Source organism: Pararhodobacter aggregans, assembly GCF_003075525.1.
GTDB lineage: Bacteria > Pseudomonadota > Alphaproteobacteria > Rhodobacterales > Rhodobacteraceae > Pararhodobacter > Pararhodobacter aggregans.
This window is the reverse complement of sequence record NZ_QDDR01000001.1, coordinates 671,019-684,186: the sequence shown is the minus strand read 5'-3', so window position 1 is coordinate 684,186 and position 13,168 is coordinate 671,019. Positions and strand designations below refer to the sequence as shown.

Genomic DNA, 13,168 nt, shown 5'->3' with positions numbered 1-13,168 from the left:
GCCCGGCCATCGGGGAGACGGCCGGAGTTGCTGTCAGGGCGTCAGGGAACGATCACGCCCCGCCCGGTGAACTTGCGGTTCTTGAAATCCGAGATGGCGGTGTTGATGTCGTCGAGCTTGTACTCGGTCTGGTGCATCATCACTTTGCCGTCGGCGTTCATCTCCATCAGCTCGACCAGTTCGGTGTAATCGCCCACGAGGCTGCCGCCGATGCGGATCTCACGCGAGACGAGGTCCAGCGTCGGCACCTGGATCGTGCCGCCATAGCCCACCATGATCAGGTCGCCCCCCTGACGCAGCATCTGCCAGCAGAGGTTCTCGGTCCCGTGCTCGCCCACGAAGTCGATCACCACATGCGCGCCGCCGCCGGTGATGTCGGCCACCTGCGTCAGCAGGTCGGGCCCGCCATCCAGCACGAAATCGGCGCCCAACTCGCGGGCCAGCACCTGCGCGCCGGGCTCGCGATCCACCGCGATGACCCGCGCGCCGCTCATGTGCTTCAGGACCTGCAGCGCGATATGGCCCAGCCCGCCGATGCCCAGAAGCAGCACATAGGCGCCCGGCCGCAGCAGCTTCGCGGCCTTCTTGGCGGCGCGATAGGCGGTGATCCCGGCATCGGCCATCGGCGCCACGCTGAGCGGCGTGATCCCGGTGTTCAGCTTGATGACCGAGCTTTCGTTGGTCTTGAAATACTCGGCGAACCCGCCGTCCAGCCCCAGCCCAGGGAAGAGGCCGTGGTCGCAATACATGTCATGGCCATAGCGGCAGTTGAGGCAGATGCCGCAGCTGCGGTGCGGGTGGCAGATGACCGCATCGCCGGGCTTCACCGAGGTCACGGCGCTGCCGACATCCTCGACCCAGCCCGCGTTCTCGTGCCCCATGATATAGGGCAGCAGGTTGCCGTGGGTGTCCATGATCTCGCGCCAGACCCCCTCGATAATATGGAGGTCGGTGCGGCACAGGCCCGCCGCGCCCACCTTGACGATCACCTCGTTCGGGCCGGTGATGGTCGGCGCCGCGACGTTCTCGATCTTGAGCTGGACGTTCATCTCGGGGTCGTATTCGTAGAGTCTCGCTGCTTTCATCTCTCTCATCCTTTCCGGGAATGGCCGCCGCCCCGCGCCCGGGACGGCGGGAAGGCGTCACTTGCGGCCCAGAAGTTCGGCACCGCCGCCCAGCGCCGGGCCCTCGGTCGGGTCGGGTTCCCCCTCGCCGAGGCTGGCGACCAGCGTCTCGGTGGTCAGGATCAGCGTGGCGACCGAGGCGGCGTTGACCAGCGCGCTGGCCGGCACCCGAGCCGGGTCGATGATCCCGGCCGCGAACATGTCGCCGAAGGTGCCCGTCGCGGCGTCATAGCCGCTGCCCGCCGCCCCGCCGGTCACCCGGGAAACCACGCTTTCCACATCCGCCCCGGCGTTGCGGGCGATGCGGCGCAGGGGCTGGGTCAGGATCTGGCGGACCAGCGCCACGCCCTTGGCCGCATCGCCCTCGGGCGTGAGTCCGTCGAGGCAGGGCGCGATCTGCGCCAGCGCCGTGCCGCCGCCGGCCACAACGCCATCCTCGGCCGCCGCCTTGACGGCGCAGAGCGCGTCCTCGACCAGCTGGATGGTGCGCTTCTGCTCGACCGGGGTGAAGCCGCCCGCATAGATGATGGCACTGCCGCCGGTCAGTTTCGACAGCCGCTCGCGCAGCTTGTCCTTCTCCACGTTCGGCGGCGCCACGTCATGCTGGCGCTGCACCTGCGCGCGCCGGGCCGTGATGGCGGCGGGATCGCCCTGCCCTTTCAATACGCTGGTGCCCGAGGCATGGGAGCGGACGATCTCCGCCCCGCCGAGTTGCGCCCGGGTGACGTTCTCGATCTTCTTGCCCAGATCGCGGGCCAGAACCTCGCCGCCGGTCAGGATCGCGAGGTCATCCAGCATCGCCGTGCGCCAATGGCCGTATTCCGGGGGATGGACGATCAGGTATTTCCCGGCGCCGCCGCCATCCAGAAGCGAGATCACCACCTCGGGCGCGATCTCTTCGGCGATGATCATCAGCGGGCGGCCCTCGTCATCGGCGATGCGGCGGGCATTGGCCAGAACCTCGGGCTTCAGGATCTTCTGATCCGTCATCAGGATCAGCGGGTTGCGCAGCACCGCTTCCATCGCGTCACGGTCGGTGACCATGTGATGCGAGATATAGCCGCGCTCGAAGGACATGCCCTCGACCACCTCCATCGTCGTGTCGATGGTCACGCCGAAATCGGCCGAGATGACGCCATCGCGCCCGACCCGCTGATAGGCCTCGGCCACCAGCGCGCCGAGCTTCGCATCGGTGGCTGAAACCCGGGCCACGGCTTGCAGATATTCCGGGTGATCGGCGCAATCGCGCGAGCTTTCGTCCAGCGCCGTCAGGATCCGCTGCACCGCCAGGTCGATGCCCTTGCACAGATCGACCGGCGCGACGCCCTCGGCCGTCAGCTTGACGCCGCCCTGCACCAGCGCATTGGCCAGCACGATGGCGGTGGTGGTGCCGTCGCCGGCCACGTCGTTGGTCTGCATCGAGACTTCGCGCACGACCTGCGCGCCCATGTTCTCGAACCGGTCGGTCAGCTCGATCTCGCTGGCGATGCTGACGCCGTCGCGGGTCACCATCGGCGTGCCGACCGGGCGGTCGACCATGGCGTTCATGCCCTTCGGTCCCAGCGTCGGTTCCACCGCCGCCGCCAGCCGGGCCACGCCCCGGGCGAGGCTTTGCCGCGCCGCCTCGCCATGCACCATGAGTTTAGCCATATCTTCCTCCCTCCCCGAGGGTGAAACCCCTCGGGACCTTTTGATTTCGTTGCGAGATTGTCGGCGGTCAGGCGCGCTGAGCCGCCCCTTCCCGGGGCGGCACCCGCCCCTGGATGAAGTCGACAAGCGTCGGTCCCTCCGGCCCGATCTCGACTTCCTTGTAGCGCGTCGCGGCGAGGCCCCGGCACATGGCGCCGTTGAACTCCATGTTGATCCGCGTCGAACGCAGGCGCTGGACATGGTCGGCGAAACCCGCCTCGGTGACGAGCGCGCCCTCCCAGGTGACGAAGGCCGGAGCCTCCGGCCCCCGGGCAAGGCCCCGCTCGGCCAGCAGCGACAGGTAGCGCGGCAGTTGCGCGCGCGCTTCCTCGCCGCCGAAGGTCACCTCGGCCAGCTCGCCCAGCCGCATGCGGGTGATGGCCCCCGGCGTCCGCCCCTGCGCCAGAAGGCCCGAGAGGACCGATTCCTGCCGCCGGTCAAAGGCCTTGGCCAGGAATTTCGCCTCGACCTCGGCCAGATCCGCGCCGTCGCAATATTCGGCGAAGACCTCGTGATAGGCGCGGCCGCTGTTCACGCCCTCGTTCACCTGCTCGCCGAAGCAATGGTCCTGAAGCTGGACCTCGACCCCCTTGACCCAGGGCAGCCGGGCGACCTCGCGCCGGATGCCGAAGGCCATGAGGAAGGCGAAATTGGGCGAGCACCAATAGGTGGGCAGCCGGAACTCGATGCGGACCCGGCTGTCCCCCGTGAGCGTCACGCGCTCGACGAAACCCATCTCGGTGATGGGTTCGTCAAGCTCCGGGTCCGTCACCGCCTCGAGGCGTTCCCAGACATCGAACTCCAGTTCCGCGATCAGGGGGGCGACGGTCATCGGCCTCACTCCGCGGCGATCTGGACCGGGGCGCCGGCCAGCTGAGCCCGCTTGGCCGCCACGTCGATGTCATAGAGCCGGGCGGCGTTGAGGCCGAGGATCTTCTCCTTGACCGCATCGGTCAGCTGCACGCCGCGCTCGGCGGCGATATCCTCGGGGATCTGGTAGTTCCAGAACTTCTCGACCAGCCATTTCGGCGTCCAGATCGCGTAATCCGAACCGAACAGGATCTTGTCCTCGCCGATCCAGAACAGCAGTTCCGCCATCACCTCGCCGAAATAGCGCGGGCGGGTATGGATGAAGGGCATGGCCACGGCCAGACCGGCATAGACGTTGGTCTCCTGCGTGGCGATCCAGCAGAAATCATCGAGACGCGGCAGGCCGCAATGTTCGACGATCCAGTTGAGGTTCTGGAAATCGGTCGCGGCGTAATCGACGTCATCGACGCTGAAGGCATCCTTCGACAGCGGGATGATGGTCGGGCCCTTGTGGACATGGACGTTGCGGATGCCCAGCTTGTCGCAGAGTTCGAAGCATTTGTAGGCCGAGGGATCGTTCAGCGCCCAGCCCTTGCTGTCGCCGTTCCACTCCGCCGTGTACATCTTCACCCCTTTGATATCAAAGGTTTCTTTCATGTAGTGGATGTATTCCAGCGCCTTCTCGCCGTCGCGCGGATCGAAGGAGCCGTTGACGATGAACCGCTCGGGGTGGCGGCGCGCCATCGAGGTGCTGCGCTCGATGGACGAAAAGCCGTTCTTGTAGAAATCCTTCAGATAGGTCGACTGGATGATCGCCATGTCATCCGGCCCGTCGACGAACAGGTCGCGGTAGATGTCGTCCTCGGTGTACTTCTCGAACCGCGCCTTGGCCCAGAGTTCTTCCTTGGGGCTGAGGTTGGTGTGATAGGCGTAGAAACAGTCGATGAACTGCTTGCCGTGGATGTTCGACTGGTTCTCGGGGCTGCCGTCCCAGAAATGGACATGGCCGTCCAGCACGAAGATCTCTTTGCCGTCGGGGGTCTTGTACATGGTATCCTCCTACCTGACTTGTACGTTTCGCCTTAGGTGGTGATCGCGACCTTCAGGACACCGTCGCGCTGGTTCCCGAAGAGCTCGTAGGCATCCTCGATCTGGTCGAGGGTGAAGCGATGCGTGACGAGGCTTTTCATGTCGACGCGGCCCGAGCGGACCACATCCATCATCCGCCGCATCCGTTCCTTGCCGCCCGGGCAGAGCGCGGTGCGGATGGTCTTTTCGCCCAGGCCCGCCGCATAGGCGTCGAGCGGGATGCGCAGATCGGTCGAATAGACCCCGAGGCTGGACAGCGTGCCGCCCGGCCGGATGACCCTGAGCGCGGATTCGAAGGTCGATTGCAGGCCCAGCGCCTCGATCGCGACATCGACGCCGCGGCCGTCGGTCAGCTCCATGATCGCCGCCACCGGGTCGTTCGAGGCCTTGATGTCGACCACCTCGTCGGCGCCCATCTTGCGGGCCATGGCCAGCCGTTCGGGGATGCCGTCAACGGCGATGATGCGGCTCGCGCCCATCAGCCTGGCCCCGGCTGTGGCGCACAGGCCGATCGGCCCCTGGGCGAAGATCGCCACCGTGTCGCCGATCTTGATGCCGCCATTCTCGGCGCCGGCGAAGCCCGTGGACATGATGTCGGGGCACATCAGCACCTCTTCATCCGTCAGCCCGTCGGCAATCGGCGCCAGATTGGCCATCGCATCGGGCACCAGCACGTATTCCGCCTGGCAGCCGTCGATGGTGTTGCCGAATTTCCAGCCGCCGATGGCCTTCCAGCCGTGCTTGGTCCCGGCCCCGTCCTGCGAGCAATAGCCGCAAAGGCAGGCGTGGCTCCAGCCCGAGGGCGTGATCGCCCCGGCAATCACCCGCTGGCCCTCGCGGAAACCGGTCACGGCCGAGCCCAGCTTCTCGATCACGCCGACCGGCTCGTGGCCGATGGTCAGCCCCTTCTCGACCGGGTATTCCCCCTTGAGGATATGGATATCGGTGCCGCAGATCGTGGTGGTGGTGACGCGCACCAGCGCGTCATTGGGTCCGACATCGGGGATGCGCTTGTCCTCCAGAACGATGCGCCCCTTTTCCACGAAAACCGCGGCCTTCATCATCGCAGCCATACTGGCCCCCTGTGCTGGTCAATGTCCGTTGGGGCGCGGCAGGCCGCGCCCCGGGGTCGCGCAAAGCCGTCAGATGTATTCGAACACGTCGTCCATGTTGCCGTAGAGGATGACCGTGTTGTCATCGACGCGGACCATCCGCCCGTAATGGGTGGAGGTGTTCACCTCGAAGATCTCGGCGGTCATCTCGCGGCCGAGGTATTCGCTGATCTCGTCCATCTTGAAGACCAGCTTGCCCTCGCCGTCGACGCGGATCGTGGCGGGGTTGTAGGTCACCGTCACCTTCGGGTCCTGGCCCATGAATTCGGCGATGGCGCGGGCCTCGACCGAGTCGTTCATGGTGACGCCGCATTGATGCGAGATCGTCTGTTCGAAGGTGATGTCCTTCATCGACTTGAAGATGTTCTGCTTCGAGGAATCGCGAGCGGTGGTAGACATTTCGTTGCCCTTTCAGAGGATTAGCTGAGACCCAGCTCGCGGAGGATCTGGCCGATGCGCTCTTGGCTCACGGCTTTCACATCCTCGAACGACACGGGCTTGGAATGGGGCTGCGACCAGATCGGCTGCAGCGCCTGGGCGGCTTTCTCGGCCAGGGCGCGGTGCTTTTTCAGCCAGGCGCCGAACAGCGCGCGGTTGTGGGCGCCGTGCTTCTCGTCATGGGCCAGCAGGTAGATCAGGTCGACCGTGTTCGCGAGATTGCGCTCGTAATCGGCCTCGGCGGCCGAGACGACGGGGGGCGTGATGAAATCGTTGTTCGCCGCCGCCGCCTGCATGAAGAACCCGGACCGGATCAGCTCGCCCACCAGCGGCTCGAAGACGATGTTGATGGCGAAATACTGCTCGAGGTAATCCTCGCAGCCCATGATCGTCTCGACCGCCTCGCGGCAGGGCTGCCAGACCGGGTCTTCCAGCCAGGTCCGCTTGCCCAGCTCGTCGTCCCAGCCCTCGATATCCATGCCGATTTCGGCCAGATAGAGGGTGATGTCCTGCGTGAGGCGCATCTTGTAGGACGAGTTGGTCAACGTCGCGTTGTTGATCATCTGCGTGTAGCCGTAGCGCTGCGCCTGCATGAGCGAGGTGCCGAGGCCGAATTCGGCGTGTTTCCACGCGCCCAGATGCTTTTGCAGGATCTTCTGCCAGGCCTTGTCGAAGGCGCGCGGCGCGCCGGCCTTGCGGGCATTGGCGATCACCGCCTGCACCATGGTCTCGATCTTGGACTGGCGCTGGTAATGGGTGCGTTCCCATTCCTGGTCGGGCGCCCGGAAGGCGTGCCAGTTCGACGACAGCGCCGCGGTGTTGTCCTTGCGATAGGCGCCGCCCCCCTTGCCGCCCTCGAATTCGATGATCCAGTCCTGGATCAGATAGCGCTCGGGGTCGGGCTGGACGTCGACGGTGACGTCCTCGTAATGCGTGGCGCGTTTGCCACGCGGCTCGAAGTAATTGTATTTGCGGCTGTTCGAGCCGACGAAGATCGCGTCACCGGCGGCGCCGGATCCCACGGAACTGGAAGTTGCTGGCATATTTGCCTCCCTTTGGATGTGGTCACGTCACTAGCGTTCGGGCCGTCTCAGTGGCCCGAAGAACCGGAAGTGGGCGTGAACTTGTCGTAGAAGATGCGTTCGCTATCGAAGTCGTTCATGAAGAGGACGGGCGTCAGCGCGTCGATCATCGGCGGCGGGCCGCAGGCATAGACATCGCCCTGCCCTTCGCAGCCCAGCGCCTTGAGCCGCCGGTCCACGCATTCGTGGACAAAGCCGCGCTCGCCGGTCCAGCCCGCGTCATCGCCCGCATGGCTGAGGACCGGGATGAATTCGACCTCCGGGTGGGCGTCGGTCAGGGCCTTGATCTCGTCGAGCTTGAAGAGGTCGGCCTGGGTCCGCGCGCCGTAGAAGAACAGCACCGGCCGCGTCTCGCCGCTGGTCACCTGATCGTTGAGGATCGACCAGACCGGCGACATGCCAGAGCCCGCACCGACCAGGATCACGGGTCCTTGCCGCTCCTCGCGTCGGAAGCACATCCCGAAGGGTCCTTCGACGCGCACCTCGGCTCCGGCCCGGATTCCGCCGTCGTCGAGTTCGTTGGAGAACCGTCCGTCGGGGTATTTCTTGATGATGAAGCCGAGGTTTTGGGTTTCGCTCGGCGGATTTGCCATGGAGAACGAGCGCGTAATCTCCTCCCCTTTTTCCGTCCTGACGGTGATGTCGACATATTGGCCCGCCCAGAATTTGAGAGGCGCGTCCAGCGCGATCTGCACCCCCCGGATATCGTGGGTCAGTTTCTGGAAATCGACGATCTTGCCGGCGAATTGCTTCACCGGAATGGACTTGGACAGAACCTCTTCGTCATAATTCAGAAGCTCGATCTCCACATCGCTGTAGGCGAGCGCCCGGCACATCAGGATATGGCCGCTGTCCTTCTCGCCGTCGTTCAGCGCGAAGGTCGAGTATTTCAGCATCTCGGTTTCGCCATCGAGCTGGACGCATTTGCACGCCGAGCACTGGCCTTCCTTGCAGCCGTGCGGCAGGGCGATGCCCTGGCGGAAGGCCGCGTTGAGAATGGTCTCGTTTTCCTCGACCTCGAACTCGACGCCGACCGGCTCCAGCCGGACCTTGTACACGTCTGTCATTCTAGTCCTCCCAGACCACGTTTGAGGTGGTCGCGCGTTGGGGGGTGAGGGCCGCGGACGGCCCCCACCGGATCGGGGTCAGTTGCAGGGACGGATGGTGAAGCCCTTGCGGTACTCGGCGACATGCGCCTCGCGCTCGGCGTCCGACATGGCACGCAGCATGTTCAAGGGCGAACGCAGCGTGTGGCCGCGCACATGGTCCAGCGTCCACATGTCCTTGTTGTCGAACCGCAGATGCGGCTGCGGCACCAGCGTCTTGCCGTCTTCGCGCACGAAGTTCAGGTCGGTGATCGCGTCGGCGAGATCCCAGCCGTCATAGACCGTCTCCCATTCGCGCTTGCCCGAGAACTTGCCCATCGCCGGGGTCGGCCGGCCCTGGTATTCGTCCGAGAAGGCCTCGACGGCGGTCCAGCGGTCCAGATCATGGGCGAAGGTGTGCCATTTGCCGTCGATCTGATCGACCACCATGTCCTCGCGGATCAGGCAGGGCACCAGGCACGACCAGCAGCGGTGCGGATAGACGTAGCCGGTGTCCTGGTTGAAGGTGATGACCGTCTCGCCGGGCTTCGACAGCTTGGCGTACCATTTCCAGAACTCGCCGAATTCGGCGTACCAGCCCGGGTATTTGGCCTCGAACCAGTCGAAGTCCTTCTCGGTCTGGGCCTCGATGCGCCAGAAGTTGACCGGCCAGCCGACGGCGAAGAACTGGGCGACCTTGTGGACGTAGTTCTTCTTGGTGATCCGGTTCCAGGCCTCGTGCACGTCGTCGTGGTGGACCTTGATGCCGTACTTTTCCAAGGGCAGCATGTAGGTGCGGTAATAGTCCTCGAAGATCCAGCGGTGCCACATTTCCGCGTAGGATTCCTTGTCCTTGTCGCGGTTGGTGGTGCCGTATTCGATCAGCGTGCCGATGGCGGCGTCGACGATGGCGTGGTTCTGCCAGAAGGCATACCGCAGGTCGCGTTCCAGCAGCAGGTGGTTCTCCGGCTCCTTCAGCGCGGCCATCAGCAGCGAATGGCCGTTGCCGATGTGGCGCGATTCATCCGATTGCACCGACAGGAACACCGTGGGCAGCGCGTAATCGCCGTTGCGGGCGGCTTCCGAGGGCATGGCCACGAACAGCGTGTTGGTGAAGGCGGTTTCCGCGACCACGGTCAGGTACATGCAGGCCGAGGTCATCACGTCGCCGGTGATGAAACCCTCGCCGAACTGGCGGCCGATGGTGGTGGCATAGCACTTGCCGAAGGCTTCCTCGGTGATGTCGAAGCCCGCGGGGTCGATGTAGTTCTCCATGTACCACTTCTTCAGGTTCATCTGAATCGTGGAATGGCGGAACTCGTCGACCATCTGCATGGTGAAGCCGGTGCGCAGGTCTTCGCCCGGTGCCAGGCGGGCGACCATGGCCATCGAGCGCGCGGCCGAGATTTCCGGGAAGGGGATGATCGCCAGGAACAGCTTCATCCATTCGACCCAGCGCGGTTCCACGTTGCGGAACATGTCGCCGCGCAGCGCCGCGTCCAGCGCGCCGTAGACCCGGTTGTCCTTTTCTTCCTGCATCGGGAAGTAGGACCGCAGGACCTGCTTCATCGGGTCGCGCGGGGCCTTGGTGATCTTGTAGTCGGTGGGGAAGGTCGCCGCTTCCTGCACATAAGTCGGGTTCCACCCAAGATCCGAGATCTTCTTGGTGGCTTCCCCGACCGAGATACCCCGTTGGGACGTGATCTTGTTGAGCGTCAATGTCATGCCGTGAGCCTCCTTACAGCTCGGCAGCCCCCTCGGGGCCGCGGTTGTCGGCTTTCACCGTTGCGGTTGGACGCCACGGGCTTGCATCCGCGGCGCCGGCTGGCGGCAAAGGTTGAGGCTCCCGGTCTTGAATGGCGCGCGCCGGGTCTCCTCCCTGGCCCGCGGTCCGCGACCGCTTCTCCCTGTCCTTCGTTCTTGGGGCCGTCGCCGGTGTCCCGGCTGTTCCCCTGTTCTGTCCTATTTCCTGCAAGAGCCGTTCCAGAGGCGGCCCGACACCGCCGGAAAACCGGGGCTGCGGCGGTAAGCCCCTGATTTACGTGATTTAAAAATGCATGATTTTTTTGCAGGATCCGGCTGGCGTGGTGCCCGCCGATGGCGCCGCCGGACGGGGTGTCAAAAAACGTTACAGCGCTGTCCACGGGGGTGTTAACGCAACGTTACATGCTGCAGCGCGGCTGTTACGTTAGCGGTCGCAGCATAAGGAAACGGCGCGATCCGGGGACCGCGCCGCTCGGGGCATCGAAGGGGAAAGGGTCAGGCCGACTGGCGGCGTTGCGCGGCGGGGGCCTTGCCGATCTCCTGCCGGTATTTGGCGACGACACGGCGCGAGACGGCCATGCCCTCGGCCGCCAGCCGCTCGGCAAGGTCCTGATCCGACAACGGGTTGCCCGGATCCTCGGCGGCGATCCAGGCGCGCAGCCGGGCCATGACCCTGGGTTTCGAGGCGCCGTCCGCGCAGGCCGCCCCGACGCAGAGGTCGCGCGCCGCGACGATGCCGCCCGGCCCCTCGATCAGGAGGCCCGCCAGGACCCGGCTGACCGTGCTGGCGTGAAACCCGGTCTCGGCGGCGATCTCGGCCATGGTCATCGGCACCAGCGCCTCGGCCCCGCCCCTGAAATAGCCGCCCTGCCGCGCGACCAGCACCGCCATGACCCGCCGGATCGCCGATTGCCGGAGCGCCAGCGCCTGTCTCAGGGCCCGCGCCTGCGCCTGTGCCTCGCGCAGGGCGGGCGTGGCGGCGCCGGGGCCCATGGGCAGGATGCCGATCTGCGCCTCGCGTTCGAAGGCGAACTCGACCTGCCAGCCCTCGGCCCCCGGCGTCACCCGCACATCGGGCTCGCGCATCAGCGTCGGATCCCGGACAAAGGCCGCGCCGGGCTTGGGGTCGAGCCGCCGGAGCGTGGCGAGGCAGCGCGCGACCTCCCCGGGCTCGAGCCCGGTCGCCGCGACCAGCGCCGCCCGCCCGCCCCTTTCCATAACCGCCAGATGCCGCAGCACAAGGGCCATGGCGGCGTCGTAAAGCCCGCGGTCCTGCACCTGCAGCCGCAGGCATTCCTCCAGATTGCGGGCGAAAAGCCCGGCGGGCTCGATCCGCCGCTGGACCAGTGCCAGCCCCTTGTCCACCACCTCGACCGAGAGCCCCAGCTCGGCGGCGATCAGCGCCACTGGCCGCGACAGCCAGCCCGAAGGCTCCAGATCCTCGATCAGCGCCATGACCAGCCGCGCCACCGGCCCGCCGCCCGCCAGAAGCCCCGCCAATTGCCGCATGGCATGGTCGTAAAGGCTGCTCGCGCTATCGGCGGCGGTCAGTTCCAGCGCCTCGGTCGTGGAATTGCCCAGACGCATCGGCGGCCGGGCGCGGACCACCAGCAAGGGGTTGTCCCGGGCGCAATCGGTCAGGTGATCCTCGACCTCGCCGGCGGACATCTGCAGGATGCCCACCACCTGCCCCATCCTGAAAACCTGTGCCTGACGGGTGCGCAATTGCGTGCCTAGAGGCATCCTTTTCCCCTGTTGTTCCAGTCTTCACAAAGCGCTGGCCATCGCGGCGAGGGCCAGTCTATCCTTCACGCACCGACCCAACGCATGGCTGGCCGATGACCTTGTCCGATCCCGGCGGCGGCGTACTTCCCCTCGACACCGCGCCGCCCGAACTCAGCTACCCCGGCCTCTCGCCCCAGCTTCTGGCGCGGGTGAAACAGCTGTGGTCGGCCAGCGGCCTCGATTTCGACCGCGCCTGGCGGCTGGGCCTGCGGCCGGTGCCCGGCTTCCGCCCCGTGCCCCGGATGGAACTGGCGGCGAACAGCGCGGGCGTCGATCTGGTGTTCCTGTTCGACCAGTGCCTGCTCTGGGTCCGGGCCCTGCATGCCGCGGCGCATGCCGGCCACGGCCATCAGGTCGCCGGCCTCAGTGCCGCGCAATGGCAGGGGCTCGCGGGCCTCACCGCGCGGCTGACCGACCAGCTGGCGGCGCTGCGGCTGCTGGCTCTGACCGGGCTGCCGATGCCCGCCATGCAGATCGCCCGTTCGGTGTCGGAAGACGCCGATATGGCGCTGGTGCTGCTGGTGCGGCCGAAGCTGGCCCAGACCTTTGCCGATTGCCGCACTGTCGAGGAGGCGAGCGATTTCTGGCGCCGCCACATCGCCGGGGGCCGGGCCTTCAAGACCGTGTCCGAACGCCTCTATGCCGTGGGCATCGACCATTCTGCCGATACCGAATATGCGGGCTGGCGGCGGCAGGTGCTGGCCACGCTGGGCGCCGCGGTCCACAGCAATGCGTTGCAGACCCGCCTGCCCGAGACGCGCGGCCCCGACAGCCTGCTCAACGACGACAGCCTCTATTTCGCGACCTTCCGGGTGCATGAACTCTGTGCCTTCGCGCAATTGATCGAACCCGCCTTCACCGATCTGCTGATCGAGGCCGGGGCCGCCGCCCGAACCGAGGGAACGGGCGGGCTGGCGGCGCTGGCGGCGCCGATGAACGCGATTGTGGTGAACCAGCTGCACAGCCTGACCGCGCCCGAGCCGCCACAGGCCCGGGCCACGGCGCGGCATTAGTGCATCGGGTCGTCCTTTTTGCCGATCCGGTTCTGCGCCACCCATTGCGCGGCCAGGATCAGCGCGCCCGAGGCGAATTCCTTGCCGTGTTTCTCGACCATGTCTTCGGCGACGCGGGCCAGCGCCTGAAAGAATTCGTCCTTGCTTTTCTCTTCATTGGTAAGGGCTTGGGTCATG

Annotated in this window: 12 protein-coding genes; 1 reads left to right on the top strand and 11 read right to left on the bottom strand. The window is 65.9% G+C overall.

From position 1 onward, the window contains the following. Positions 1 to 41: 41 nt before the first annotated feature. The 10 genes from DDE23_RS03395 to DDE23_RS03350 form a co-directional block, all read right to left on the bottom strand. Positions 42 to 1,085 carry an NAD(P)-dependent alcohol dehydrogenase gene (locus DDE23_RS03395; RefSeq protein ID WP_107749957.1) on the bottom strand — a complete coding sequence of 348 codons (1,044 nt, stop codon included), beginning with the start codon at positions 1,083 to 1,085 and terminating at the stop codon, positions 42 to 44. 57 nt (positions 1,086 to 1,142) lie between these two features. Continuing rightward, complete coding sequence (gene groEL, locus DDE23_RS03390) at positions 1,143 to 2,774, bottom strand: molecular chaperone GroEL (RefSeq protein WP_107749956.1); 1,632 nt, start codon at positions 2,772 to 2,774, stop codon at positions 1,143 to 1,145. A 67-nt stretch (positions 2,775 to 2,841) separates the two neighbouring features. Further along, a complete protein-coding gene (locus tag DDE23_RS03385; RefSeq protein WP_107749955.1) occupies positions 2,842 to 3,645 on the bottom strand; it encodes a metal-sulfur cluster assembly factor in 804 nt (267 codons plus the stop codon). A gap of 5 nt (positions 3,646 to 3,650) precedes the next feature. After that, on the bottom strand, positions 3,651 to 4,673 hold the full coding sequence (locus DDE23_RS03380; RefSeq protein WP_107749954.1) for an amidohydrolase family protein: 1,023 nt from the start codon (positions 4,671 to 4,673) through the stop codon (positions 3,651 to 3,653). A 32-nt stretch (positions 4,674 to 4,705) separates the two neighbouring features. Then, positions 4,706 to 5,785 (bottom strand): NAD(P)-dependent alcohol dehydrogenase, encoded by a 1,080-nt coding sequence (locus DDE23_RS03375; RefSeq protein ID WP_107749953.1) that lies wholly within the window; start codon positions 5,783 to 5,785, stop codon positions 4,706 to 4,708. A 69-nt stretch (positions 5,786 to 5,854) separates the two neighbouring features. Then, positions 5,855 to 6,223, bottom strand: a complete 369-nt coding sequence (locus tag DDE23_RS03370) for an MmoB/DmpM family protein (protein ID WP_107749952.1) — start codon at positions 6,221 to 6,223, stop codon at positions 5,855 to 5,857. A 20-nt stretch (positions 6,224 to 6,243) separates the two neighbouring features. Next, positions 6,244 to 7,305, bottom strand: coding sequence for an aromatic/alkene monooxygenase hydroxylase subunit beta (locus tag DDE23_RS03365; protein ID WP_107749951.1), 1,062 nt, complete (start codon positions 7,303 to 7,305; stop codon positions 6,244 to 6,246). Positions 7,306 to 7,352: 47 nt separating this feature from the next. Then, a complete protein-coding gene (locus tag DDE23_RS03360) occupies positions 7,353 to 8,411 on the bottom strand; it encodes an NADH:ubiquinone reductase (Na(+)-transporting) subunit F (protein WP_107749950.1) in 1,059 nt (352 codons plus the stop codon). Positions 8,412 to 8,489: 78 nt separating this feature from the next. After that, positions 8,490 to 10,154 carry an aromatic/alkene/methane monooxygenase hydroxylase/oxygenase subunit alpha gene (locus DDE23_RS03355; RefSeq protein WP_107749949.1) on the bottom strand — a complete coding sequence of 555 codons (1,665 nt, stop codon included), beginning with the start codon at positions 10,152 to 10,154 and terminating at the stop codon, positions 8,490 to 8,492. A 534-nt stretch (positions 10,155 to 10,688) separates the two neighbouring features. Beyond that, positions 10,689 to 11,936, bottom strand: a complete 1,248-nt coding sequence (locus tag DDE23_RS03350; RefSeq protein WP_170121773.1) for an RNA polymerase factor sigma-54 — start codon at positions 11,934 to 11,936, stop codon at positions 10,689 to 10,691. A gap of 95 nt (positions 11,937 to 12,031) precedes the next feature. Between DDE23_RS03350 and DDE23_RS03345 the strand changes: the two genes are divergently transcribed. Next, the gene (locus tag DDE23_RS03345) at positions 12,032 to 12,991 is read left to right on the top strand and encodes a hypothetical protein (protein ID WP_107749947.1); all 960 of its coding nucleotides are present in this window, start codon (positions 12,032 to 12,034) and stop codon (positions 12,989 to 12,991) included. Here DDE23_RS03345 and DDE23_RS03340 read toward each other — a convergent pair. Further along, positions 12,988 to 13,167, bottom strand: a complete 180-nt coding sequence (locus DDE23_RS03340; RefSeq protein ID WP_107749946.1) for a hypothetical protein — start codon at positions 13,165 to 13,167, stop codon at positions 12,988 to 12,990. The two genes, DDE23_RS03345 and DDE23_RS03340, sit on opposite strands and share 4 nt — an antisense overlap. Position 13,168: the final 1 nt, after the last annotated feature.